General features: G+C 50.7%; 18 protein-coding genes and 1 pseudogene. 16 read left to right on the top strand and 3 right to left on the bottom strand.

Features of this window, described 5'->3' with window-relative positions:
• The first annotated feature begins 278 nt into the window (after positions 1-278).
• From GC56T2_RS09605 to GC56T2_RS09580, 6 genes are all read left to right on the top strand, one after another.
• The gene (locus GC56T2_RS09605; protein ID WP_144977206.1) at positions 279-1,487 is read left to right on the top strand and encodes a substrate-binding domain-containing protein; all 1,209 of its coding nucleotides are present in this window, start codon (positions 279-281) and stop codon (positions 1,485-1,487) included.
• A gap of 81 nt (positions 1,488-1,568) precedes the next feature.
• Positions 1,569-2,318 (top strand): ABC transporter ATP-binding protein, encoded by a 750-nt coding sequence (locus GC56T2_RS09600; protein WP_063165730.1) that lies wholly within the window; start codon positions 1,569-1,571, stop codon positions 2,316-2,318.
• Positions 2,319-3,023 (top strand): ABC transporter ATP-binding protein, encoded by a 705-nt coding sequence (locus GC56T2_RS09595; RefSeq protein WP_144974792.1) that lies wholly within the window; start codon positions 2,319-2,321, stop codon positions 3,021-3,023.
• Positions 3,024-3,040: 17 nt separating this feature from the next.
• Positions 3,041-3,907, top strand: a complete 867-nt coding sequence (locus tag GC56T2_RS09590) for a branched-chain amino acid ABC transporter permease (RefSeq protein ID WP_144974790.1) — start codon at positions 3,041-3,043, stop codon at positions 3,905-3,907.
• A gap of 3 nt (positions 3,908-3,910) precedes the next feature.
• Positions 3,911-4,897, top strand: a complete 987-nt coding sequence (locus tag GC56T2_RS09585; RefSeq protein WP_370454542.1) for a branched-chain amino acid ABC transporter permease — start codon at positions 3,911-3,913, stop codon at positions 4,895-4,897.
• Between the two features lie 46 nt (positions 4,898-4,943).
• Positions 4,944-5,804, top strand: a complete 861-nt coding sequence (locus GC56T2_RS09580) for an alpha/beta fold hydrolase (RefSeq protein WP_144974788.1) — start codon at positions 4,944-4,946, stop codon at positions 5,802-5,804.
• A 268-nt stretch (positions 5,805-6,072) separates the two neighbouring features.
• Here the strand turns inward: GC56T2_RS09580 and GC56T2_RS09575 are convergent, their stop codons facing one another.
• Positions 6,073-7,509, bottom strand: a complete 1,437-nt coding sequence (locus GC56T2_RS09575) for a DDE-type integrase/transposase/recombinase (RefSeq protein WP_144974126.1) — start codon at positions 7,507-7,509, stop codon at positions 6,073-6,075.
• A gap of 168 nt (positions 7,510-7,677) precedes the next feature.
• Here GC56T2_RS09575 and phaZ point away from each other — a divergent pair, with 168 nt between their 5' ends.
• Both phaZ and GC56T2_RS09565 read left to right on the top strand, forming a co-directional pair.
• On the top strand, positions 7,678-8,571 hold the full coding sequence (phaZ, locus tag GC56T2_RS09570) for an intracellular short-chain-length polyhydroxyalkanoate depolymerase (RefSeq protein WP_144974786.1): 894 nt from the start codon (positions 7,678-7,680) through the stop codon (positions 8,569-8,571).
• 36 nt (positions 8,572-8,607) lie between these two features.
• Positions 8,608-9,384, top strand: coding sequence for a 3-hydroxybutyrate dehydrogenase (locus GC56T2_RS09565; protein ID WP_144974785.1), 777 nt, complete (start codon positions 8,608-8,610; stop codon positions 9,382-9,384).
• A 219-nt stretch (positions 9,385-9,603) separates the two neighbouring features.
• Here the strand turns inward: GC56T2_RS09565 and GC56T2_RS09560 are convergent, their stop codons facing one another.
• Both GC56T2_RS09560 and GC56T2_RS17805 read right to left on the bottom strand, forming a co-directional pair.
• Positions 9,604-10,131, bottom strand: coding sequence for a YceI family protein (locus GC56T2_RS09560; protein ID WP_144974783.1), 528 nt, complete (start codon positions 10,129-10,131; stop codon positions 9,604-9,606).
• Between the two features lie 320 nt (positions 10,132-10,451).
• Positions 10,452-10,705, bottom strand: a pseudogene (locus tag GC56T2_RS17805) (DNA-binding domain-containing protein); the annotation flags it as partial.
• A gap of 135 nt (positions 10,706-10,840) precedes the next feature.
• Here GC56T2_RS17805 and GC56T2_RS09550 point away from each other — a divergent pair.
• The 8 genes from GC56T2_RS09550 to GC56T2_RS09510 all read left to right on the top strand — a co-directional run bounded on the left by GC56T2_RS09550 (position 10,841) and on the right by GC56T2_RS09510 (position 23,403).
• Positions 10,841-11,788: an aldo/keto reductase family protein gene (locus GC56T2_RS09550; protein WP_031409069.1), complete on the top strand. Its 948-nt coding sequence runs from the start codon at positions 10,841-10,843 to the stop codon at positions 11,786-11,788.
• 459 nt (positions 11,789-12,247) lie between these two features.
• The gene (locus GC56T2_RS09545) at positions 12,248-13,384 is read left to right on the top strand and encodes an IS110 family RNA-guided transposase (protein WP_144974779.1); all 1,137 of its coding nucleotides are present in this window, start codon (positions 12,248-12,250) and stop codon (positions 13,382-13,384) included.
• Between the two features lie 212 nt (positions 13,385-13,596).
• Positions 13,597-15,312, top strand: a complete 1,716-nt coding sequence (locus GC56T2_RS09540) for a sigma 54-interacting transcriptional regulator (RefSeq protein ID WP_144974777.1) — start codon at positions 13,597-13,599, stop codon at positions 15,310-15,312.
• A gap of 251 nt (positions 15,313-15,563) precedes the next feature.
• Positions 15,564-16,751: an iron-containing alcohol dehydrogenase gene (locus tag GC56T2_RS09535; RefSeq protein ID WP_144974775.1), complete on the top strand. Its 1,188-nt coding sequence runs from the start codon at positions 15,564-15,566 to the stop codon at positions 16,749-16,751.
• 198 nt (positions 16,752-16,949) lie between these two features.
• Entirely contained in the window at positions 16,950-18,413 is a 1,464-nt protein-coding gene (locus GC56T2_RS09530) for a CoA-acylating methylmalonate-semialdehyde dehydrogenase (RefSeq protein ID WP_144974773.1), read from the top strand.
• 493 nt (positions 18,414-18,906) lie between these two features.
• Positions 18,907-19,203, top strand: a complete 297-nt coding sequence (locus GC56T2_RS09525; protein WP_255516063.1) for a UPF0175 family protein — start codon at positions 18,907-18,909, stop codon at positions 19,201-19,203.
• A 286-nt stretch (positions 19,204-19,489) separates the two neighbouring features.
• Positions 19,490-20,938, top strand: coding sequence for a PTS mannitol transporter subunit IIBC (locus GC56T2_RS09520; RefSeq protein ID WP_144974771.1), 1,449 nt, complete (start codon positions 19,490-19,492; stop codon positions 20,936-20,938).
• A gap of 371 nt (positions 20,939-21,309) precedes the next feature.
• The gene (locus GC56T2_RS09510; protein WP_144974769.1) at positions 21,310-23,403 is read left to right on the top strand and encodes a BglG family transcription antiterminator; all 2,094 of its coding nucleotides are present in this window, start codon (positions 21,310-21,312) and stop codon (positions 23,401-23,403) included.
• Positions 23,404-23,406 lie beyond the last annotated feature (3 nt).

Genomic DNA, 23,406 nt, shown 5'->3' with positions numbered 1-23,406 from the left:
CTTTCAAGGGGCACAGGGTGTTTTCCTTGTCGAATGTGGGTGACGTACGTTCAGTCGCTTCCTAGCTCTAGCATATTTACGGGCGGGGAGCGTTTTCTTTTAGGTGCTAAGTGTCGTCAAATCATATTTGCCTATGTGTTCCGCCGTTTAGGAGGCGGTTTTTTTGTCGACAGATGTTTGTAACTGAATTGCAACTGTTTTATCCCATAATACATTCAAACGATGTTAAACCAAAGGGGGAAGGCGAGTTGAAAAGAAGGAAAAAATTGTTTAACTGGATGGGGACTCTGGCTGTCGCTGCCCTTTTCTTCGTATCGGCATGTAGCAGCAAAACAACCGAAGACGATCAAGAGAGTGGGGGAGACACTGCCGGTCAAGGCACGATCAAAATTGGTGTGCTCGCGTCTTTAACAGGTCCTTTGGAGGCATATGGAAAACAGACAGTTAATGGATTCGAGTTGGGGCTTGATTATGCGACAAACGGCACTCGAGAAGTAGCGGGCAAAAAAATTAAGGTTATTTACGAAGATACGGAAACGAAACCAGATACAGCGGTACAAAAGGCAACAAAGCTGTTTGAAGACGACGGTGTAGATATCCTTGTCGGTTCTAGTTCATCAGGCGATACACTTGCTGTTTTGCCGCTTGCGGAAGAATACAAAAAAGTGATGGTCGTTGAACCAGCGGTAGCCGACAGCATCACCGGCGCAAACTGGAATAAGTATATTTTCCGCACCGCTAGAAATTCCTCACAGGATGCGATTGCCGGGGCGCAAGCGATTGCCAAGGAGGGGGTCAAAATTGCCACGCTTGCCCAAGATAATGCGTTTGGACGTGATGGTGTAGCAGCGTTCAAACAGGCGGCCGAAAAACTAGGAGCTGATATCGTCTTGGAAGAGTACGCTGATCCACAGGGGGTGGATTTTACTTCCAATATTCAGCGAATCATCGAAAAGAAACCGGATTATTTATTTGTGATCTGGGCCGGCGCAAATTCCCCGTGGAAACAGCTGTCCGACATGAAGGTGCAAGAAAAAGGCATTAAAATTTCAACTGGCGCTCCGGATATTGCTGCGCTGAAGACGATGAACGATATTGTTGGTATGGAAGGATTTACAGTGTACCATTACACTCTTCCAAAAAACAAAGTTAACGATTGGCTTGTCGAAGAGCACAAAAAACGGTTTAATGGCCAAGTTCCAGACTTATTCACTCCAGGAGGAATGTCGGCGGCGATCGCTATTGTGGAAGCACTGAAAAAGACAAATGGCGATGCTAGTGGAGAGGCGCTTGTTAAGGTTATGGAAGGCATGACATTCGAAACCCCGAAAGGTAAGATGACGTTCCGAAAAGAAGACCATCAAGCGTTGCAGACACTGTATGCTGTTAGGTTAGAACGAAAGGAAGGATTTGATTACCCGGTTCCTGTGTTGATCAGAGAGCTGACTCCTGAAGAAACGGAGCCACCGATCATGAATAACCGGTAGTCATCCACAGGGGAAGGGGATTCACATGCATGGATTTGATCCTCCCCTTCCTCCCTCAAAATAAAACAAGGGAGTGGGAAAGTGGGAACGATTTTAGAAACGAAACAGCTGACGGTTCGTTTCGGGGATCATGTGGCTGTAGATCATGTCAGCATCCAAATTGAAGAGCATGAGGTAAAGTCCATTATCGGCCCGAACGGGGCGGGAAAAACAACGTTTTTTAACTTATTAAGCGGACAGCTAAAACCGACGCATGGCCATGTGTTTTTTAAGGGGGAAAATATTACAAACCTACCCCCAGCTTTGAGAACAAGAAAAGGAATCGGACGATCTTTTCAGATTACTAATGTTTTCCCGCAGCTGACTTGTTTTGAAAATGTCCGTCTTGCTGTGCAATCCAAGTCTAGAGTGTATTTTAACTGTTTTTCGAATGCAAAACGTTTTAAGGAAATTGAAGAGAAGGCATATGAGTGGCTCGAGCTCGTCTTGTTAGATAATAAGGCGGATGAGCTGGCTGTTCATCTTGCACACGGCGAAAAGCGGAAGTTGGAAATTGCCATGCTGCTTGCGTTAGAGACAGATCTTTTGCTTTTAGACGAACCGACAGCAGGTATGTCTCTTGAAGAAGTTCCGAAAATTCTTGAGGTGATTCAAAAAATTAAAGAACAACGAAATCGAACAATTTTATTAATCGAACATAAAATCGATATGGTTCTTGATTTGTCCGATACGATTATGGTGCTTTTCAACGGACGGTTACTTGCTGATGGAAAACCGAAGGAAATTATCAAGAATGAGCAAGTTCAGTCGGCATACTTAGGGGGAATATAAATGACTCTTTTGAAAGTGGAGGGCATTCATACATTTATTCAGCAATATCATATCCTCCAAGGCGTGTCATTGGAAGCAAAAGAAGGAAGGGTGACGGTCTTACTAGGGAGAAATGGGGCAGGGAAAACAACGACATTGCGTTCGATTATGGGGTTTCACAAAGTTAGCCGCGGCACCATTTATTTCAAAAATGAGCGTGTTGACTCTTTAGCCCCGCACGAAATCGCTCGTAAAGGCATTAGTTACGTTCCAGAAGATCAGGGAATTTTTAACGGGTTGACGGTCGGAGAAAATTTATACATTGCTATGCGGAAAAATGACGAAAAAGAGTCAGAGCGGCTCGATTATGTGCTGGCTCTTTTTCCTGACCTGAAAACATTTTGGCATAAGAAGGGCGGTCATCTAAGCGGCGGACAAAAGCAAATGCTTGCTCTTGCTAGAGCATATATCCAAGACAGCCAGTTAATGCTCATCGATGAACCGAGCAAAGGGTTAGCCCCGATTATGGTTGAGAAAGTTAGTGAATCGATTATGGAGATGAAAAAGAAACGAACCATTATTCTTGTTGAGCAAAATTTTGTGATGGCCAGTGCAATTGGCGATGATTTTTACATTATTGACAATGGACGAACGGTTTATAGCGGAAAGATGGAACAATTGAGAGAAGATAAAGAGATGTGCCGACAGTATTTAGGGATTACGTAACAGGAGGGTAGGAGTATATGGACATTGTATTCAGTTTGATCATTAACGGCTTGGCGACGGGAATGCTGCTTTTTCTGCTCGCGGCTGGCCTCAGTCTTATTTTCGGTTTAATGGATGTGCTAAACTTCGCCCACGGGGCGCTGTTCCTTTGGGGGGCGTACGCCGGAGTTTGGGTTTATACATTAACGGATCATTTTTTGTTAGGAATATTGGCTGCAGTTGCGGCGGGGGCGGTCCTCGGGGCTTTACTAGAGCGGTTCATTATTCTCCCTGTTTACGGAAATCATACTCAACAAATTTTGATCACTTTAGGTGCCATGCTTGTGTTAGGGGAGTTAGTCAAAGTATTTTGGGGACCAAATCAAATTATGGCACAGCCTCCGAAATATTTATTGGGAAGCTGGGGAATTGGTGATTTCGTCGTCATTAAATATCGGCTGTTTATTATTTTCATTGGCCTCGTTGTATTGATTGCATTGTTGCTTCTACTAAACAGGACAAAAATCGGCTTAATTGTTCGGGCCGGTGTGATGAATAAAGAGATGGTTCAAGCGTTAGGAATTAATATTCGGAATGTATTTTTGTTTGTATTTATTCTTGGAGCATCCATGGCCGGGCTTTCCGGCATCCTCCTAGGGCCGTATTCGGGGGTCATTCATTCAGGGATTGGTTTGGAGTATGGGATTTTGGCATTCATTGTGGTGGTTATTGGAGGTATGGGAAGTATCGTTGGTTCTGTATTGGCTTCGGTGCTAGTCGGGCTGGCCGGCTCATTTGCGGCGTATTATATACCGGAAATTTCAGTTGGTGTCAATATGCTGCTTATGTTACTCATTTTAATGTTTAAACCGTCAGGACTAGTCGGAGATCGGGAGGTGACATAAGAAGTGCAGCCATCAAAACGCTTCTTCCTGTCGTTCTTTATTTTGTTTGCTCTCGCTATGCTGCCTTTTCTTTATGATTCCCGGACATGGCTCATATTGTTTAGCCAAATTTTTATCTTCGCTGTATTTGCTATGAGTTATGATTTGCTGCTCGGGTATACGGGGGTCGTGTCATTCGGTCATGCGATGTTTTTCGGGATTGGTGCGTATACATTCGCCCTTTTCATGAAAAAAGCAGATGAATCAACCATGTCAACCGTGCTTTTGGCTGCTCTTGTAACAATCGCCTTATCAATGATTCTTAGTTTTATCATCGGTATGCTGACATTAAGACTAAAAAATCATTATTTTGCGATGTTAACCTTAGCTGTTGCCGGCTTGCTAATGGTAGCAGCAGAAAAATGGCGTTCCTTAACAATGGGGAATGATGGGTTTACTTTTATGGTGCCAGCTCTGCTTCGGGATCGATGGTCTTTTTATTTTGTTTCTCTCTTGTTTATGGTCATTTCTTATTTCTGTTTACGCCGGTTCACAGAATCCCCTCTTGGAAAAGTGCTGGCAGCGATCCGGGAAAACGAGACGCGGGCCGAGTCGCTTGGTTATCGTGTGCTCTATTATAGAGTCATTGCCAACGTGGTGGCGGGCATGTTTGCCGGATTAAGCGGCATGTTATATGCGGCGAGTTTACGTTTTGTCAACACATCGGTTTTCTCGACCGAAATCACGCTTGATGCGCTGTTAATGACGATCATCGGTGGTGTTGGCACCTTAATCGGGGCAATCATTGGCTCTGGTCTTATTGAACTAGCGAAACACGGTTTGATGGGTCTAGCGAAGGTACATTGGGTTTTTGAACGCTGGATTATCTTTTTCGGGATGGTTTATATTCTTGCTGTTATGTTTTTTCCAAAAGGGATTGTCGGCACAATCAGACAATGGAGGAATAAAAAAGCAAACATCGATACAACCAACCGTGAAAAAGCAGTATGAACAATCTCTCTAACGAGGATCGAAAATTAGGAAAGGAGCTGGGGCTATGAAAGATAAAAAAATAAAAATTAATGGTATTGATCTTCATTTAGTTGATTTCGGCGGGACAGGAGAAACGATTATTTGCATCCATGGTTTAACGGCGAATAGCCGCTACTGGGATTCAGTAGCCGAGCGGTTAATAGATAGTTATCGTGTGTTGGCCATCGATTTGCGCGGACGCGGTGATAGCACGAAACCCGCATCTGGATATAATATTCGCCAGCATGTCGAGGACATTTTGCAAGTTTTAGACTTTCTCAAACTCGAAAAAGTGATTTATATGGGTCATTCCCTTGGGGCGCTGATAGGTGTCAGTTTTGCCGCCACCTATCCACAACGATTATCCCGTTTAATTCTTGTAGATGGAGGGGCAAATGTTGACGAACAAGTATTTGAAAAAATCCGTCCAGCTATCGACCGGCTTGATATGGTATTTCCTGATTTTACAACTTATCTAAACGAAATGAAGAAAAACCCTTTGTTTAGTGAGTGGAACGAATATGTTGAACAATATTTTTATGCTGATGTCGAGCACCGGTTTGATGGTTCTGTCTGTTCGAAAGTATGTAAGAAAGCTATCATAGAAGAATTGAATATGTTGAAGCAAACAGCAATTGATGAGTTTTATGAGCACATCAATATTCCAACTTTATTATTATGGGCTCCGGATTCTTTCGGAGATGGCAAGACGTTTATGGTGACGAAGGAAAAATGGAGACAATTAACCTCTTCTTTATCCCATAGTTATTTTGTGGAGATCGATAATGCCAATCATTACTCGATTATTTTATCGAAGTATGAACAATTGGTAGATGAAGTTAAGAAATTTTTACAAGACACGAAGAACATTTGTTTTCAAAACTAACTCTGGTAGCGTCAAAAGTTCTATGAAAACTCCACACAGACCATCCCATTGGGCATCGTGGGGCATGCAGAGAGCCGGATTCGCCCTTGACCAACACCCGCCAAAGGTGCGGAAGAGCCGTCAAGGGCGACGGGGACAAAAAGAAGGCAATAAGAAAGCCGCCCCTGCTTTTACCGAATTTTACCTTTGGCGGTGTTCGGTTGGTCAAGGGTTCGCTTCGCCGAATCCGGCAGGAGTTCTGTTCAACGGGCTCTGGAGGACAAAAAAGTTAGGCTGCCTCGTTTTGAAGGAAGTCCTGAGCCATGGTGATGAGCTTCGTCCACCGGGCTGGCATATGGGGCAGCCCGTCGAGCTCCGGGATGACGACCGGCACCCGGCCTTCGAGCGCGCTATGCGGGCGCAGAAAGTTGAAATACGCCACAAACAGCGTCACAAAGGACACCGAGCCTTCTTCCGCACCGAACCCATGGGTCGGGCGGTAGTTGCCTTTAAAGGTCCGGTTGAATCGCTCGATGATCTGCTTGAGAGGGCGAAACTCTTCCGAGACCGGATCTTCGTTGGTCAGACCGATCACCTGGCGGACGTCAAACGAAATCCCGTGCTGGGCAAAGAAGTGTTGCGCCAGCCGGTAAATCGGGTTGCCATCCACGACGAACGACAAGTCGTCTGGAAGGGACGGCAGCTTCCTGAGGACATCATCGATCGCCTTGATGGCCGAGAGCGTGTCCCGGTTGGGCGAGACGCGATAGGACAGCACGATCTTTTTGATGGCGTCAAACATAAAGAACAGGTAATGCCAGCGCCCTTTGACGCGAATATACGTCTCGTCCCCGCAAAACGAACCGGACAGCTCATACGGGAACCGGTCGACAAAGGGCTTGATCCAAAGCGCGACGCTGTTGGCGTAGTTGAGCACCGTCTGATGGGAGATCGAGACGCCATGGATGTCCTTCAGGGCGGCGGCGGTTTCCCTCGAGGACATCCCAAAGTTGACGTAGTACGTCAACACGAGCCCCAACACGTGCGGCGATGCAGCCAGCCGGGACAAATCGACCTTCGGCTTGATGAGCGATGAGGAAGCCAACGGGAGAAAGTTAAACAAGAACTCTCGAAACAAATACCGCACCTTGAAGGCTTGAGGATCCTGTTGAAACTGTTGGCGTTCCTTCTTCGTCATCCGGCGAAGGTTGGCCTGGTAAAACGGGCAATCGTTGTTCTTGCACTTATAGATGTTGTATTCTTTGCGTTCCTTGATTTTTTCCAACGTCTTTTTGCAGTGCGGACAACGAAAGACCGCTTGCTTGGTGAATCGGTTCCGGTGGTTGAACCGGCATTGGCACACTTTGCATTGGTATTGCCCTTTTCCGCCGTTATTGGCGTACAGGTAAGAAGAGGGAGCCTGGCAGCGGGGGCAGGTCAACGAATCCGGAACACGGTGTTTCGCCTTCGCGCGACGCTGAATGGGCCGTAAAGGACGTCTGTGCTGGGCTTCATAGTCTGCCAACAGCTTCCGGTAATCAAGGGTTTCCGGCACATCGATGATCGGAAGGTCATCGACCTGAAGTTTCCGGTACGGCTTTTGGATGGGTTCGTCCAAGTCCTCGAGATGCAAGGATTTTCCCAATATCACACCCATCAAATACACAATGATTTGATATTGGGTCTTGATTATTTCGAGCAAATAGGCTAATAATTGAGGTAACAAAGCTTGTCACTCCTTTGTTTTGGCTGTTGGGTGTCGTTACCTCAATGATGGCCGAAAACAACGGGGGTGGCAAGCTTTTTTTATTCTAACCGTTGAAACTCAAGGGAAAACCGTGAGTGTGGAGGATAAACTTTTGACAATACCCTAACTCTAAAGGCAGGGGACGATATGAAACATGTAGAATTAAAATCAGTTATACTGCCTAACGGGGAAACGATCGGCTATCGAGAAAGGGAGGGAGGAGAAAAGCCTGTCCTTCTTGTCCATGGCAACATGGTTTCATCTATGCATTGGGATGTTCTGTTTGAACGGATGGACGAGGTATATAAGCTTTATGCAGTTGACTTGCGCGGCCAAGGCATTTCGACCTACAATCGCCCGATTCAGTCACTGAAGGATTTTTCGGAAGATATTAAGCAGTTGCTCGATACGCTTGGCCTAAAAAAGGTGTCCTTGGTCGGCTGGTCGATGGGTGGCGGTGTGTGTATGCAATTTGCTGCTGATTATCCTGATCAAGTAGAAAAACTTGTTTTATTGGCCTCTGTTTCTACAAGGGGATATCCGTTTTACAAAGTGGATGAGCAGGGACAACCAATCTTGACCCAGCGGTTGAGAACGAAAGAAGAAATCGCTCGCGATCCTTTACGAAGCATTCCGATTACTGATGCGTATCGAAAAAAAGATAAACATTTTTTAAGACAACTGTTTAATGCAACCATGTATGTGTGTCATCAACCTTCACCAGAAAGGTACGAAGCCTATTTAGATGAGGTGCTGAAACAAAGGAATTTACTCGATGTGTACTATGCGCTAAATTATTTTAATATTAGTCATTTTGACAATGGTCTGACTTATGGGTCAGGTGAAGTGGACCGTATTACGGCTCCCACGCTTGTTGTTTGGGGCGAACATGATCTAGTTGTCACGAAGAGCATGCAGGACGAGATTGTTTATGATTTTAGGGGAAGGGCGAAGTTTACTGTATTACCCGATGCGGGACACTCACCATTTACTGACAACCCTAACGAGTTGCTGCAGCAACTGCAAAGTTTCCTTAGTTAACTGACGAAACCAATACAGCATAGGAAGGTGAGAAAGGTGATCGTTAACCGCACAGCCCTCGTCACCGGAGCGGCGCGGGGGATCGGCTATGAAGTAGCGAAAACGTTGGCGACCAACGGCGTGAACGTCGTGCTTGCTGACTTGAAGCAGGAAGAGGTGGAACAGGCGGCAGAGTCGTTGCGGCAGCTAGGTTGCGAGGCCGTCGGCGTCAAGTGTGATGTGACGGTGGAAGAAGAGGTGAAACAAACGATCCATGAAGCGGTCAAACGGTGGGGGCGTCTCGATATTGTCGTGAACAACGCCGGTTTGCAATATGTCGCCAATATCGAAGACTTTCCGACCGAGAAGTTTGAGCAGTTGATCCGCGTCATGCTCGTTGGACCGTTTTTGGCCATTAAGCACGCGTTTCCGCTGATGAAGGAGCAGCGCTACGGCCGCATCATCAACATGGCGTCAATCAACGGATTGATCGGGTTTGCCGGAAAAGCCGCCTACAACAGCGCAAAACACGGGGTAATCGGCTTGACGAAAGTGGCGGCGCTAGAAGGGGCACCGTACGGCATTACGGTGAACGCGCTTTGTCCGGGGTATGTCGACACAGAACTCGTCCGCAATCAGCTCGCTGACTTGGCGGCGACAAGAAAGGTGCCGTTGGAGAAGGTGCTCGAGGAAGTCATTTACCCACTCGTGCCGCAGCGGCGGCTCTTGTCCGTTGAAGAAGTCGCCCATTATGTTCTCTTTTTGGCAGGCGAACAAGCGAAAGGCATCACCGGGCAGGCGGTCGTGATCGATGGCGGATATACGGCGCAATGAGGCGAAACAAAAGGCTGCCATCGCACAGCGGTTTCGTTTCAAAGCCGAAAAGGGTTGACTCTGAAGGTGATCCGCCAGAACATGTGGTCGAAATGATTTTGTGTGCGGCTTATTAGGAAAAGGGGATTCGCCTTCAATGCAGCATCGTGTTGTTCGATATGTATATAGCCGCAAAAGAAGGTGTCCCGAGGCAACGGGACACCTTCTTCGCTGGGCCGCTCAGCTGAGGGCGAACTCAAAGCTGGCGTTGAGTTTTACCTCTTTTCCGACGAGGAATCCGCCAGTTTCGAGCGCGACGTTCCATACCAATCCGTAATCTTCACGATTGATCGTTCCTTCGACGTCAAAGCCGACGGTGATGCCGCCGGTCAGCGGGTTTTTCACTTGACCGTTGTATTCGACTTTGAACGTTTCCGTTCTCGTCATGCCGCGAATCGTCAGCTGTCCGGTCACTTCGTATTCAGTGTCGGACAGTTTGCGCACCGAGTCGCTGACAAACGTGATGGTCGGATGGTTTTCCACATCGAAAAAGTCAGCTGAGCGGAGGTGGTTGTCGCGGTCGGTGTTTTTCGTATCGATTGAAGCGGCGTCAACCGTTACCTTTACTTTCAGCGACTCCAGTTCATTCACATCGCCTTGCACGTCGACGTCAAAGTTGGTAAATTCCCCTTTTGCTTTGGAAATCATCATATGCCGGACTTGAAAAGTGATCGAGCTGTGCGCTTTGTCAAGTTGGAATGTCGTCATTGTTCTCCCCCTCTTGGTTACTTCATAATCCCATCATTATCATAGCAAATATATATCTTGAATTCAAACATTTTTTATTCAAGTTTTTTCTGGTGTAGAATCTAAAGAAAATTTGAAGGAGTGGGAGGTTCGTCAGCTGCCGCGGTGGATGCTAGTGATGAATTGATAAAACTTGGCGGCCGCCGCTTTTGTCTCATTCGTTGGTAGCAGGAAGACTCCATCGGTTGCTAGCGTGATGAAGATCTGATTCTTTGTCGCGCCTAGGGGCAACGAGGGCAAGCCGATGGCCTGCCCTCGACCTTGAGGCGTATCATCACCCTCTAGATTCGTTTCAGTTCGAGGAAAAAAGCGGTTAAAAACTTGCGCACATTCATGCGGCATTCCGTCTCGTTCTGGCCTCGCTCGAGTTCTTTCATGCGCCGGCGGATGTCCGCAAAATCAAACGGTCTTGACGCGAAATGTTCAAACGTCAGGTTCGTGTAATTGGTGAGGAGGAGGGAAGAGAGGGGGAAACGCCTGCAAGACGGACATGCTGTTCCATCAATGGTGCTTCTTTGCTCGTTTCCGTAGACGGCCGATGGATGCAGCGCGGCCTTCCACTGATCGTTTTGAATAGTCGGGCAAATTCCTTTGCAAAGAAACAGCTGAGGATTATAATGAGAGAGTAGTCTATTTGGCGTTGATCGCATTAAAGGGGAGGGGAAGGAAAATGAAGTATCGCAAACTCGGCCGCACCGGGCTTAAGGTGAGCGAAATCAGTTTAGGCAGTTGGCTTACATACGGCAATTCTGTAGAAAAAGAAACGGCCATTCGCGTCATTGACAAAGCGTATGAGTTGGGCATCAACTCTTTTGACACGGCGAACGTGTATGCGCGCGGGGAAGCGGAAAAAATCGTCGGCGAGGCGCTCCGCAAATATCCGCGCGAGTCGTACGTCATCGCGACGAAAGTGTTTTGGCCGATGGGCGACGGCCCGAACGACCGCGGTCTGTCGCGCAAGCATGTGTTTGAGCAGCTCCATGCAAGCTTAAAGCGGCTGCAACTGGATTATGTTGATATCTACTATTGCCACCGCTATGACAAAGAGACGCCCGTCGATGAAACGCTGCGCACGATCGACGACCTCGTCCGCCAAGGGAAAGTGCTTTATGTCGGCGTCAGCGAATGGACAGCCCAGCAAATTCAAGAAGCGCTCGGCGTAGCCGATCGCTATCTGCTTGATCGGATCGTTGTCAACCAGCCGCAATACAACATGTTTCACCGCTACATCGAAAAAGAAGTCATCCCGGTGTGCGAACAAAACGGCATCAGCCAAATCGTCTTCTCGCCGCTCGCTCAAGGGGTGCTGACCGGCAAGTACAAACGCGGCCAAGCGCTTCCGGCTGGCAGCCGCGCCGCCGATCCGAAAGCGAACACGTTCATCCAAGGATTGCTCAATGATGAAGTGTTAATGAAAGTGGAACGGTTGGAAAAGATCGCTGCTGAGCTCGGCGTGACGTTGTCGCAGCTTGCCCTCGCTTGGGTGCTGCGCCAGCCGAACGTCGCCAGCGCCCTAATTGGCGCCAGCCGCCCGGAACAAGTCGAAGAAAACGTCAAGGCGGTCGATGTCGTGCTGAGTGACGAAGTGCTTGAGAACATCGAGGCGATTTTAGCGTAACGGGAATGCGGAGACAGGCCAGTGAGGCGCCTGTCTCCGTTTTTTTTTGGCGAGTGGAGTGCATTCGCTTTCCCAACTGACAGCTGTTTTTTCAGCATGATTTTCAAGGAAACGATCCATGGGCAGCTGTTTCCCCTCCACTCAGGGATGAACATCACGGCTTGCCGGCTTGCGGTTTTCACGAAAAAGATCCATGGGCAATGGTTTGCCCTCCACCCGGGGATGAAAATCCCCCTTTTCTTCCCATAATGAAGAATAGGCGCAAACAGTTTAACAGGACGTTATACTTAATGGTGGCTTAGACCCTGTACGGAAAAGTGTTTAAATCCACTGGGTGCACCACCCATTGTCCGCCCTTTCCTGTGATAGAGGAAAGGTGACGACGAACGGAAAACTGCCGCATTTCTCCCGTGGATTCGCTGTTTGCGCACTCGATCATCGAAAAGGAGGATTTTCATCATGGATGTCATCTATCCTCGCTGCGCAGGATTGGATGTTCATGCCGAAACCATCGTCGCTTGTGCCCTATGGGAAGAAGAGGGGAAGATCCAAAAGGAGATCCAAACGTTCTCCACGTTCTCGAAAGGGCTTGGCGACCTGCTTGAGTGGCTCGAAGACCATGGGGTCACCCATGTCGCCATGGAATCCACCGGCGTGTATTGGAAACCGGTCTTTGCCTTCCTCGAGGGCTATGTCGACTTGACGTTGGCCAATCCGCAGCGGATCAAAAATGTCCCGGGAAGAAAAACCGATGTCTCTGACGCCGAGTGGATCGCCAAGCTGCTCCGCCATGGACTCATTGAAAAAAGTTTCGTCCCCCCAGCGGATATTCGCGAATTGCGGGATTTTACCCGCCTCCGCAAAAAGTGGGTCGGACAGTTGAGTTCAGAGAAAAACCGGATTCAAAAAGTGCTGGAGTCTTCCAATGTCAAACTGGGCTCCGTTCTCTCGGATCTCTTCGGCGTTTCCGGACGAAACATCCTTGCCCGGCTGCTCGAGAAGGGATACGTGGACAAGGACGAGCTGGATCAATGCCTGCGCGGCAGGCTCAAAACGAAAAAGCAGGCGGTGTATGATTCGCTGCTGGGCACCTTGACCGAACACGAGCTCCGTCTCCTTCGCCTCTTGTGGAAACACGTGGAGGAATTGGAGCAGTTAATCGAAGAAGTCGACCAGCACATCGACCGCCTGCTCGAGCCGTATCGGGAGGAAGTGGACTTACTGATGACCATGCCTGGAATCAAAAAACAAACCGCCGCCGTCATCATCGCCGAGATGGGAACCGACATGAGCGTCTTTGAAACGCCGGAACGGGCGGCTTCATGGACGGGGTTGTCCCCCGGCAACCATGAAAGCGCCGGAAAGCGAAAGAGCACGCGCACCACCAAAGGCAATCCCCATCTTCGATCAGCGTTATGCGAGGCGGCATGGTCAGCAGCTCGATCCAAGACACATCCCTTGTCCCGAAAATTTTGGTCGTTGGCGGCCCGATGCGGGAAGAAAAAAGCCCTCATCGCCACGGCTCGACGAATGTTGGTGATCATCTTTTGCATGATCTCCCGCAAAGAGTCGTTCCGCCAACCACAACTTATCTAGTATAGCCAACAGGCAGCCAGATCATACGAGATGTCCGAAAATCGGGCACCTCTGCTTTCCTATTGCCTTCTTTGGCCATTTTCAGTATACCCGCACGGATCAGGAGCGTATACAGCACTCACCCAGTGGTGGGGATTTTCACGGAAACAGAAGGATTTTTTGATGCCGGCGGCGAACGGTACGTGAAAAAGGAACAGGGAAGGGGGATTACAATGACGGTGGGTCATGGCGCATCAGTGCCCCTTGGCCGCCATCAAACATTGCAGCAGGCGGCTCAGTTGCTGGCGACGCACGGGATGGACGCCGTTGATGTCGTCGATGAATGCGGGGGCTCGGTCGGCCGATGCACGTGGCGGATGCTGCTATGGGCGGTGGCGCATGGAATGGATCGCATGATGACAGTGGAAGATGTATTGGCGGCATGTTCGATCGAGGGCGGGACGGAGCCGAAAGAGGACGGCACGGAAGCACCCGGCGCCAAAGAGGATGCGAGGACAACGGCCGAGCTTGAACGACTGCGGCGTGAGTTGGAAGAAACACAGCGCTTGGCGGAAACGATGAAAACGGTGCTGGATGCGGCGTATGAAGGGGTCGTCGTCGTTGATGGAGATGGCGTCGTTCGGGAAATCAACCGGGCGTACTGCCAGTTCCTCGGCATCCGTCGGGAGGACGCGATCGGAAAACATGTGACGGAAGTGATCGAAAATACCCGTTTGCACATTTGCGTGCAATCCGGCATTCCAGAACGCGGATATATTCAAAAAATTTACGGCCAGCCGATGGTTGTGCACCGCATCCCGATTTGGCGTGACGGCGAAGTCATCGGAGCCATTGGGATGCTCATTTTCCAAGGGGTATCGGAAGTATATGAAATTTTCCGGCGCCTGCAAGAGCTGTCACGCGAGGCAAGCCGGAAGGAGAAAAACGGGGCGGCAGCGCCAAAACAAGAGGCGGCCACCTCCGCCGCCGTAGGGGTGGAGCGCATCATCGGCCACCATCCGACGATCGTTGCGGTGAAACAAATGATCCGCCGGGCGGCGCGTGTGCCGTCAACCGTATTGATTACCGGCGAAAGCGGAACGGGGAAGGAAGTGGCGGCGCGAGCGATCCATGAGGGGGGTCCGCGTGCGGACGGGCCGTTTGTCAGTATCAACTGCGCCGCCATCCCGGAAGCGCTTTTGGAAGCAGAACTGTTTGGCTATGAGGATGGAGCGTTCACCGGTGCGAGAAAAGGGGGGAAACCGGGCAAGTTTCAGCTTGCCCATGGGGGGACGCTGTTTTTAGATGAAATCGGTGATATGCCGCTTGCGATGCAGGCGAAGATGTTGCGCGTGCTTGAGGAAAAGAAAGTGGAAAAAGTGGGCGGGGTATCGGGGACAGAGGTGGACGTGCGCATTATTGCCGCGACGAACAAACCGCTCGAGGAGATGGTGCGGGGCGGAACGTTCCGGGAAGATTTGTTTTACCGCCTGAACATTATCCGCATCCACCTCCCGCCGTTGCGTGAGCGGAAGTCGGATATCCCCGCCCTCATCGCGCATCATATGGAACGGCTTTGCCAGCAGTATGGGGTTCGGGGGAAATCTTTTTCAAAAGAGGCGATGGAGGTGTTGGTCAGCTATTCATGGCCAGGCAACATTCGTGAGCTGGTCAATGTCATCGAGTGGCTCATTAGTATGGTGGAAGGGGAGAAGATTGAGCGCGAACATTTGCCTGCCTATTTGTCCGCCATTCAGCCGATGGTGGCATCTATGCCATATGGCGGTGCGAACATCGCCGACCGGTGGAAAGAAATGGTCTACCAATCCGAACGTGAACGCATCGCTGCCGCCCTTGTCGCGGCGAACGGCAATAAGGCGGAAGCAGCGAGGAGACTCGGCATTCACCGATCTACATTATATGAGAAATTAAAAAAGTATGGATTTTGAGCGTTCTCCGCTGAGAAGGGGGTTCTCGTCCGTGATGATCAACAACGGCAGACGGGCCGTTGTTTTTTTTGTTGAGAGGAAAAGGTGTCGGGATAATGTCGGGTAATGTAGGGGATGTGTAGGTAAAGTGTAGGGAGGATATTGCATCAAGGAGATGGAAAATTCCTAATCGTAACGCTTTTCTAGTTTGGCATAAAGCTTGCATATAGAAGATATTGAAAACGATATCAAAGGGAGAGGGTGACGGAACAATGTACGAGCTGTTGGTGCCGAACCGGGTTATTTATGGGCGCGATACGTTTCGTGAGGTCGGCCGGCAAGCGAAAGCGCTCGGGTCGAAAGCGTTCATTGTCAGCGATCCGGTGATGGAGAACATCGGTCTGGTCGCCCGCTGTGAACAATATTTGCAGGAAGCGGGCGTTCCATTTGCCAAGTATACACGGGTCGACAAAGAACCGACGGATGTCCATGTAAATGAGGCGCTTGACGTCTGCCGGAGCGAACGATGTGACGTCATCATCGCGGTTGGCGGCGGCAGCAGCATCGATGCCGCGAAGGCGGTGGCAGTGATGATGACGAATGAGGGAACGATCAGCGACTATGTTGGCAACGCTAGGATGTTCACGAAAAAACCAGTGCCGCTCATCGCCATTCCGACGACGGCCGGCACCGGTTCCGAAGTGACGAAAGTGACGGTCATTATTGATACGAAGACAGACGTCAAAATGATGATTTCCCAGCCGGCGCTCCTTCCGGCCGTGGCGATCGTTGACCCGCTTCTTACTGTCTCATGCCCGCCATCCGTCACCGCGGCGACCGGTGTCGATGCGCTTTGCCACGCGATCGAGGCGTATATTTCCCGACGCGCCCATCCGGTGACCGATGCATTGGCGCTATCCGCCATTGAGGCGATCATCGGTCATTTGCGCCGGGCGTATGAAAACGGTCAGGACATCGAAGCGCGGGAGAAAATGGCGATCGCGGCGATGAAAGCCGGCATGGCGTTCTCGAACGCCTCGGTGACGCTCGTGCACGGCATGTCGCGGCCGATCGGCGCGCTTTTCCACGTGCCGCACGGCGTGTCCAATGCGATGCTGTTGCCAGGGGTGCTTGAATTTACAAAAGACAGCGCCACAGAACGATTGGCAGTGATTGCCCGGCTCATCACCCCGCAGCTGAAGGACGTTTCTGATGCCGAAGCGGCCGATGCGCTCGTTGAAGAAGTGAAACAGCTTTGCCGTGATTTGCACATCCCGAATATGAAAGCATGGGGCATTGACAAAGCGGCATTCGACAAAGCGGTTGATAAAATGGCGGCTGATGCGCTGGCAAGCGGCAGTCCAGCGAATAACCCAAGGGTGCCGACGCATGAGGAAATTGTGGCATTGTACCATTATTGTTACGACTATCAGTACAACACGAAAACCGTCAGTTCGTGAATCAGACGACGAGGATGGCGATTGCAGAATGCATGGCAGCGGACAGCCGCAAACAGACGGCAAAGGACGCCGTTTTTTGGAAGCGTTCAGCTTGCCAACTGTTCCCGCACAAGGCAGCATTCACCGCTGAATTGATCCCGCTTGTGCGCGTTCATGAGCCAATCTGTTGAAAAACTGATGAGAAAGGTGGTTTCATTCATGAGCTCTGTAACCGAAACAAAAACATTGAAAAACTTCATTGGTGGCCAATGGGTCGCTTCGACATCTGGAAAAGAAGAAATCGTGCCGAACCCGGCGACGGGAGAAGTGTTGGCGAAAGTGCCTCTCTCTTCGCGCGAGGAGCTGGATGCGGCGGTGGCGGCCGCCAAAGAGGCGTTCCGTGAATGGCGGAAAGTGCCGGTTCCGCGCCGCGCCCGCATTTTGTTCCGCTACCAGCAGCTGCTTGTCGAGCATTGGGAAGAGTTGGCTAGAATGGTGACGCTAGAAAACGGCAAAGTATACGAGGACGCGTACGGCGAGGTGCAGCGCGGCATTGAATGCGTCGAGTTTGCGGCGGGGATTCCGACGCTCATGATGGGGCAGCAGCTGCCGGATATCGCGACCGGCATTGAATCGGGCATGTATCGCTATCCGCTCGGCGTTGTCGCTGGGATTACGCCGTTTAACTTCCCGATGATGGTGCCGTGCTGGATGTTCCCGCTCGCCATCGCTTGCGGCAATACGTTCGTGCTGAAGCCGTCTGAGCGGACGCCGCTGCTCGCCAACCGCTTGGCTGAGCTGTTTACTGAAGCCGGACTGCCTGCAGGAGTATTGAATATTGTCCATGGGGCACACGAGGTCGTGAATGGTATTTTAGAACATAAAGACATTAAAGCTGTCTCGTTCGTCGGCTCGCAGCCGGTTGCGGAGTACGTATACAAGACAGCCGCCGCCCACGGCAAGCGGGTGCAGGCGCTCGCCGGCGCGAAAAACCATTCGATCGTCATGCCGGATGCCGACCTTGATCTGGCGGTGACGAACATCATCAACGCCGCCTTCGGTTCGGCGGGTGAGAGGTGCATGGCGTGCTCGGTCGTTGTCGCTGTCGGCGATATCGCCGATGAGTTGGTCGAACGGCTCAAAGAAGCCGCCGACCGCATCCAAATCGGCAACGGGCTTGATCAAGGCGTCTTTTTAGGACCGGTCATTCGCGAGGTGCATAAAGAGCGGACGATCAAATACATTGAAATCGGCGAAAAAGAAGGCGCGCTCCTTGTCCGCGATGGCCGCCGCGACTCGGCGACAAGCGGCAAAGGCTACTTCGTCGGCCCGACGATTTTTGACCATGTCAAGCCGGGCATGACGATTTGGACGGATGAAATTTTCGCTCCGGTTCTCTCGGTCGTCCGGGCCCGCGATTTGGACGAAGCGATTGAGATCGCCAACCGGTCGGAGTTCGCCAACGGCGCCTGCATTTACACCGACAGCGCCAAAGCGATCCGCCAGTTCCGCGAAGAAATCGACGCGGGCATGCTTGGCGTCAACGTCGCCGTCCCCGCGCCGATGGCCTTTTTCCCGTTCTCGGGCTACAAAAACTCGTTCTATGGCGACCTTCATGCCAACGGCCGCGACGGCGTCGAGTTTTACACGAGAAAGAAAATGGTGACGGCGAGATACCAATAAAATAGACTGAAAGGGGCTGACCCAAAAGGTCGCCTTCCTTCAAGATAGGCACAACATATAGTGTGGCAGAAGCAGTCAGTACGTATATACAGCGATGAAAGAGGGCGTCCCGGTCCATTTGGGACACCCTCTTTTTTATCACCTCGAACCGAGAATCCCTTCACTTCCAAATAGGGATGAACCGGCGTCTGTCACTAACATCTTCCTCTTGCGCCAAAAGAACAAAAGAAGCGTTTCGATTGCGATCGTTTTGAGGAAGTTTAACGGTGGGATGCACAGGGATGGCTTAGCTGACGGCTTACCGTAGGTTAGGCTGTTGTCAAGAATCCCCAAATTCTCTACGCGAGCGCGGGTGAGGAGTGTTCAATTGAGTTGTTTTTATTTTCCGGCATGTTGAGCGTGTAGTAAAAATTTATGGAATGCTATTCGTTCCGTGACCACATCCAAAAGGAGCAGAGTGTGATAGAATAAAATAAAAAAGGGTGTGAGTTCAATGGCCATGGACTATTTTCAGGTGAACTTGCCGAAAGAGTTTTTGCCCGCCATTAATGAATTGGAAGGCAACACAGTTGAGGCAAAAATAAAACTTTCATTGGCGATTGGTTTGTTTGTTGGAAAACAGGTGACGCTGGCAAAAGCGGCTGAGTTGGCCGGAAAATCCTTAGGAGAATTTATCGATGTATTGCATTCGAAGGCGATTCCTTGGATGGAATATACGGAGGAACACATCAAAGATGATTGGGACACGGTGCAAAAATTGAGTAATGAAAATAGGGATCACAATGAATAGGGTCACGGTCAATTCTACACCGATTATAGGTCTGTCGATCGTTGGGCAATTGACTCTTTTGTCTGAACTACTTCTTGAAAATGGATTTTATCTCTCCGAACGTCTTTATCAAGAGGCTTTATCGCTAGCGGAAGAAACGCTGTAGCCCTTCCCGCCACAATGGGCTTTTTTCTTTTTAACCCTTGTCAACAACCTCCTTGACAAAGTCGCATTTACTTCTCATTGAAGGCCGGTTGTAAGCGTTTTAAGATAAAGGTACAGTCAAACAAAAAGGAGGAACAGCTTCATGACGCATACAACCGGAAACGAAACAGGCTTCCGTGTAAAGATTCAACGGTTTGGTGGTTATTTGAGCGGCATGATTATGCCGAATATCGGAGCGTTTATCGCTTGGGGGTTGATCACGGCGTTATTTATCCCGACCGGCTGGTGGCCGAATGAGACGTTTGCCAAGCTGGTCGGGCCGATGATTACGTATTTACTGCCGCTATTGATTGGGTATACGGGCGGCAAAATGGTGTATGACGTCCGCGGCGGTGTCGTCGGAGCGACGGCGACGATGGGGGTCATCGTCGGTTCGGAAATTCCGATGTTTTTAGGCGCGATGATCATGGGGCCGCTTGGCGGCTATGTGATCAAAAAAGTGGACGGCCTCTTCCAGGGAAAAGTGAAACAAGGGTTTGAGATGCTTGTCAACAACTTCTCCGCCGGGATTGTCGGCGGCGTGTTGACGTTGCTCGCCTTCAAAGGGGTGGGCCCGATCATTTCTTTGATTAGCCAAACATTAGCGGCAGGGGTCGAAAAAATTATCGCTTGGCACTTGTTGCCGCTGGCGAACATTTTCATCGAGCCGGGGAAAGTGCTGTTCTTGAACAACGCGATCAACCATGGGATCTTGAGCCCGCTCGGCGTCGAACAGGCAGCGCAAACCGGGAAATCGATTTTGTTCCTGTTGGAAACGAACCCTGGGCCAGGACTTGGCATTTTGCTGGCGTACTGGCTGTTTGGCAAAGGGATGGCGAAACAGTCGGCGCCAGGGGCGGTGATTATCCACTTCTTAGGCGGGATTCATGAAATTTACTTCCCGTACATTCTCATGCGTCCGATCTTGATTTTGGCGGCCATTGCCGGTGGAGTGAGCGGAGTGTTCACGTTTACGGTATTCCATGCTGGGCTGGTGGCTGTGCCGTCGCCAGGAAGCATTTTTGCCTTGCTGGCGATGACGCCAAAAGGAAATTACCTCGGCGTGCTCGCTGGTGTGTTCGTCGCCGCAGCGGTGTCCTTCCTTGTCGCTTCGATTTTCTTAAAAGCAGCGAAGCAAAACGAAGAGGAAGAAGATTTGGCGAAAGCGGCGGAGAAAATGGAGCAGTTGAAAGGGAAAAAGAGTCAAGTCGCTGCCGCGCTGCAACAAAATGAAGCGGCTTCGCCAGCGGTGGCTCAATCCGCTCCTAGCCGGGTGAAAAAAATTGTGTTTGCCTGTGACGCCGGAATGGGGTCGAGTGCGATGGGGGCGTCGATTTTGCGCAATAAAGTACAAAAAGCCGGCCTTGATATTGAAGTCACGAACACGGCGATCAACCAGCTGCCGGTCGACGCCGATATTGTCGTCACCCATCAAAATTTAACCGACCGGGCGAAAGCGAAACTGCCGAACGCGTATCATGTGTCGGTGGAAAACTTCCTCAACAGCCCGAAATACGATGAGTTGATCGAGCAATTGAAAAAGAATGCGTAGATCTTGAAAAGAACGCAGGGGAGTCATGGTCCCCTGCGTTTTTATCATCCGAAACAGAAGAAGTTCTCTACGTCTCCGCGTTGGCGCAGGTGGTGGGAGGATATCATTGGTGAAGGCTCCCGCCCGGATTTGTCTTTGGCCGTGCTGATGAGCTCGGACGTGGATCTGCCCCTATCTTTGTCGTAGGCGGTCATGCGGCTGGAACAACGGAACGTATGACCAATTAAAAACTGTCAACAATAACAATGACGAAAACGAAACATCTATTCATTGTCACATCAAGAAAAAAGCCCTTACAATAAGAAATGAAAAGTCGATCAAACATTTTAAACGTGTCAACAGTATGGCCTCAGGATTGGAGGTGAACGGCGATGTACGTATCGGCACGGGAGCGAAAGCTGCTTGAACGTTTGTTGGCCGATGATCGGGAAATGACGGTCGGCGAACTGGCTGAGGAGCTGAATGTCAGCGCCCGCACGATCCACCGTGATTTGCAAGGCCTTGAATCCGTTTTGCGGCGCTACGGGCTCGAGTTGGTGAAAAAAGCGGGAGTCGGCATTCGTGTTATCGGGGAAAAGAAACAGAAGCAGGCGCTGGCTGTGGAGCTGCTTCATCTTTCTCACCGTGAATATACGCCGGAAGAGCGGCAGCTGATGATTTTAATCGCCTTGTTGGAAGCAGACGAGCCGGTGAAACTTGTCTCATTGGCGAATGACCTAAACGTTACGGTCGCTACGGTCAGCTTGGATTTGGATAAACTGGAGAAAACGGTCGAAGCGTACGGGCTTTCGCTCATTCGCAAGCGCGGGTACGGCGTCGAGCTTACCGGTTCCGAATCAGCGAAACGGCGCCTCATTGGCGAACTGCTATTTCGGCATGTCGATGAACACGAGTTTTTGGCACTGATGAAAGAGACGATTCAGAGACGGCCGGACGACCCACTCGATACGGTGGCGGAAAAACTGCTCGGGCTGGTCGATCGGAAAAAGCTGGCCGTCATTGAACAACAAATCGCGCAGGTGAAAGAAACGTTCCCGTTTACGATGGCCGACAGTTCGTACATCGCCTTCGTCGTCCATTTGGCGCTCGCCATCGAGCGCATCAGACGGGGGGAAGCGATTCATTTCGACCCGCGTGATTTGCAGGCGCTTCAGGCGACGAGAGAGTATGAAATCGCGGAGGTGCTTGCCGAATCGTTGGAAAGAGCGTTTGGCATTGACATCCCAAAAGAAGAGATCGGCTATATGACGATGCACTTAATGGGAGCGAAATGGCGCAGCCGCCAAGGAATGGTGATGGAGGAGCCGAGTTTAGCCGTCGGCATGAAAGCGCAGCAGCTCATCCGTTTCGTCAGCCGCGAGCTCGGTGTCGATTTGTCCGCCGACCGGACGCTATACGAAGATCTCGTCGTTCACTTGAAACCGGCCTTATACCGACTAGAACACGGGATGGGGGTCGCCAACCCGCTGCTTGATCCAATTAAGCAAGACTACGCGGAACTGTTTGCCATTGTCGCCGAAGGAACAAAGCAGCTGTTTGGCGATGTTTCAGTGCCGGAGGAGGAGATCGGCTATTTAGTGCTTCATTTTGCGGCTGCACTCATGAGGGAGAAAAAAGGCTGGCGGGCGCTCGTCATTTGTTCAAGCGGGCTCGGGACGGCAAAAATTTTGGCGACAAGGCTGAAGAAAGAGATTCCGGACATCGCTGTCATGGAACAGGCGTCTGTCTTTGAATTGAAAAAGAAAGATTTGCGGGCATACGACCTCGTCATTTCCACCGTGCCGCTTGCGGAGGAACGCGGCCCGTATTTCATCGTCAGCCCGATGTTGCGGGAGGAAGAAGCGCGGGCGATCCGCGCGTTTTTAGCGCGAAAATCGGCCGCTGTGGCGAAACCGGTAGAACGCGGGCAAGATATGCAGCCTAACCGGCTGACGCTGAAAACGATGAAAGCCATCGGGCGCATCAGTGAGACGATCGTCGGCATGTTAGAAGGGTTTTCGCTGCAGGTCGTCAAGCACTGCACCGTTCACGGGCTCTTGTCCGACGCTTGCCGATGCCTTGAACAAAGCGGCGTCATCGTCGATGCCGAAGCCGTCATCGGGGAGCTGCGGCGGCGGGAGTCGCTAGGCGGGCTCGGCGTCCCTGGCACGTCGCTCGCGCTTTATCACGCCCGCAGCTTCGCGGTCCTTCGCCCTTCGTTGACGATGTATCGGCTTGATGAGCCGCAGACGGTGGCGGGCATGGACGGGAACCCGATGGAAATCAACACCGTTGTGCTGCTTCTTGGCCCTGCGGATGCGGACGAGGAGACGCTTGCTGTTTTAAGCCATATCAGCGCGCTGTTAGTCAAAGATGAGCAAAGCATCACCGTCTTGGCGCACGGCGATGAGGAACAAGTGTATTCGCTCATTAGCACCCACTTGGAACAATTTTTTGATCATTATTGGACATCGGCGAAGGAGTGAAAT

The sequence above is a fragment of the Geobacillus sp. C56-T2 genome (genome assembly GCF_007829715.1).
GTDB lineage: Bacteria > Bacillota > Bacilli > Bacillales > Anoxybacillaceae > Geobacillus > Geobacillus icigianus.
Note: the sequence above shows the minus strand (reverse complement) of the source record. Positions and strands in the feature narration are given on the sequence as shown.

Bases quoted from the DNA above. Each gene is read 5' to 3' on its own strand.
- GC56T2_RS09605 (WP_144977206.1), top strand. From the start codon at position 279: ATGGGGACTCTGGCTGTCGCTGCCCTTTTCTTCGTATCGGCATGTAGC.
- GC56T2_RS09520 (WP_144974771.1), top strand. From the start codon at position 19,490: ATGACGCATACAACCGGAAACGAAACAGGCTTCCGTGTAAAGATTCAA.
- GC56T2_RS09510 (WP_144974769.1), top strand. From the start codon at position 21,310: ATGTACGTATCGGCACGGGAGCGAAAGCTGCTTGAACGTTTGTTGGCC.
- GC56T2_RS09535 (WP_144974775.1), top strand. From the start codon at position 15,564: ATGTACGAGCTGTTGGTGCCGAACCGGGTTATTTATGGGCGCGATACG.
- GC56T2_RS09550 (WP_031409069.1), top strand. From the start codon at position 10,841: ATGAAGTATCGCAAACTCGGCCGCACCGGGCTTAAGGTGAGCGAAATC.
- GC56T2_RS09525 (WP_255516063.1), top strand. From the start codon at position 18,907: ATGGCCATGGACTATTTTCAGGTGAACTTGCCGAAAGAGTTTTTGCCC.
- GC56T2_RS09580 (WP_144974788.1), top strand. From the start codon at position 4,944: ATGAAAGATAAAAAAATAAAAATTAATGGTATTGATCTTCATTTAGTT.
- GC56T2_RS09530 (WP_144974773.1), top strand. From the start codon at position 16,950: ATGAGCTCTGTAACCGAAACAAAAACATTGAAAAACTTCATTGGTGGC.
- GC56T2_RS09590 (WP_144974790.1), top strand. From the start codon at position 3,041: ATGGACATTGTATTCAGTTTGATCATTAACGGCTTGGCGACGGGAATG.
- GC56T2_RS09595 (WP_144974792.1), top strand. From the start codon at position 2,319: ATGACTCTTTTGAAAGTGGAGGGCATTCATACATTTATTCAGCAATAT.
- GC56T2_RS09540 (WP_144974777.1), top strand. From the start codon at position 13,597: ATGACGGTGGGTCATGGCGCATCAGTGCCCCTTGGCCGCCATCAAACA.
- GC56T2_RS09545 (WP_144974779.1), top strand. From the start codon at position 12,248: ATGGATGTCATCTATCCTCGCTGCGCAGGATTGGATGTTCATGCCGAA.
- GC56T2_RS09560 (WP_144974783.1), bottom strand. From the start codon at position 10,131: ATGACGACATTCCAACTTGACAAAGCGCACAGCTCGATCACTTTTCAA.
- phaZ (WP_144974786.1), top strand. From the start codon at position 7,678: ATGAAACATGTAGAATTAAAATCAGTTATACTGCCTAACGGGGAAACG.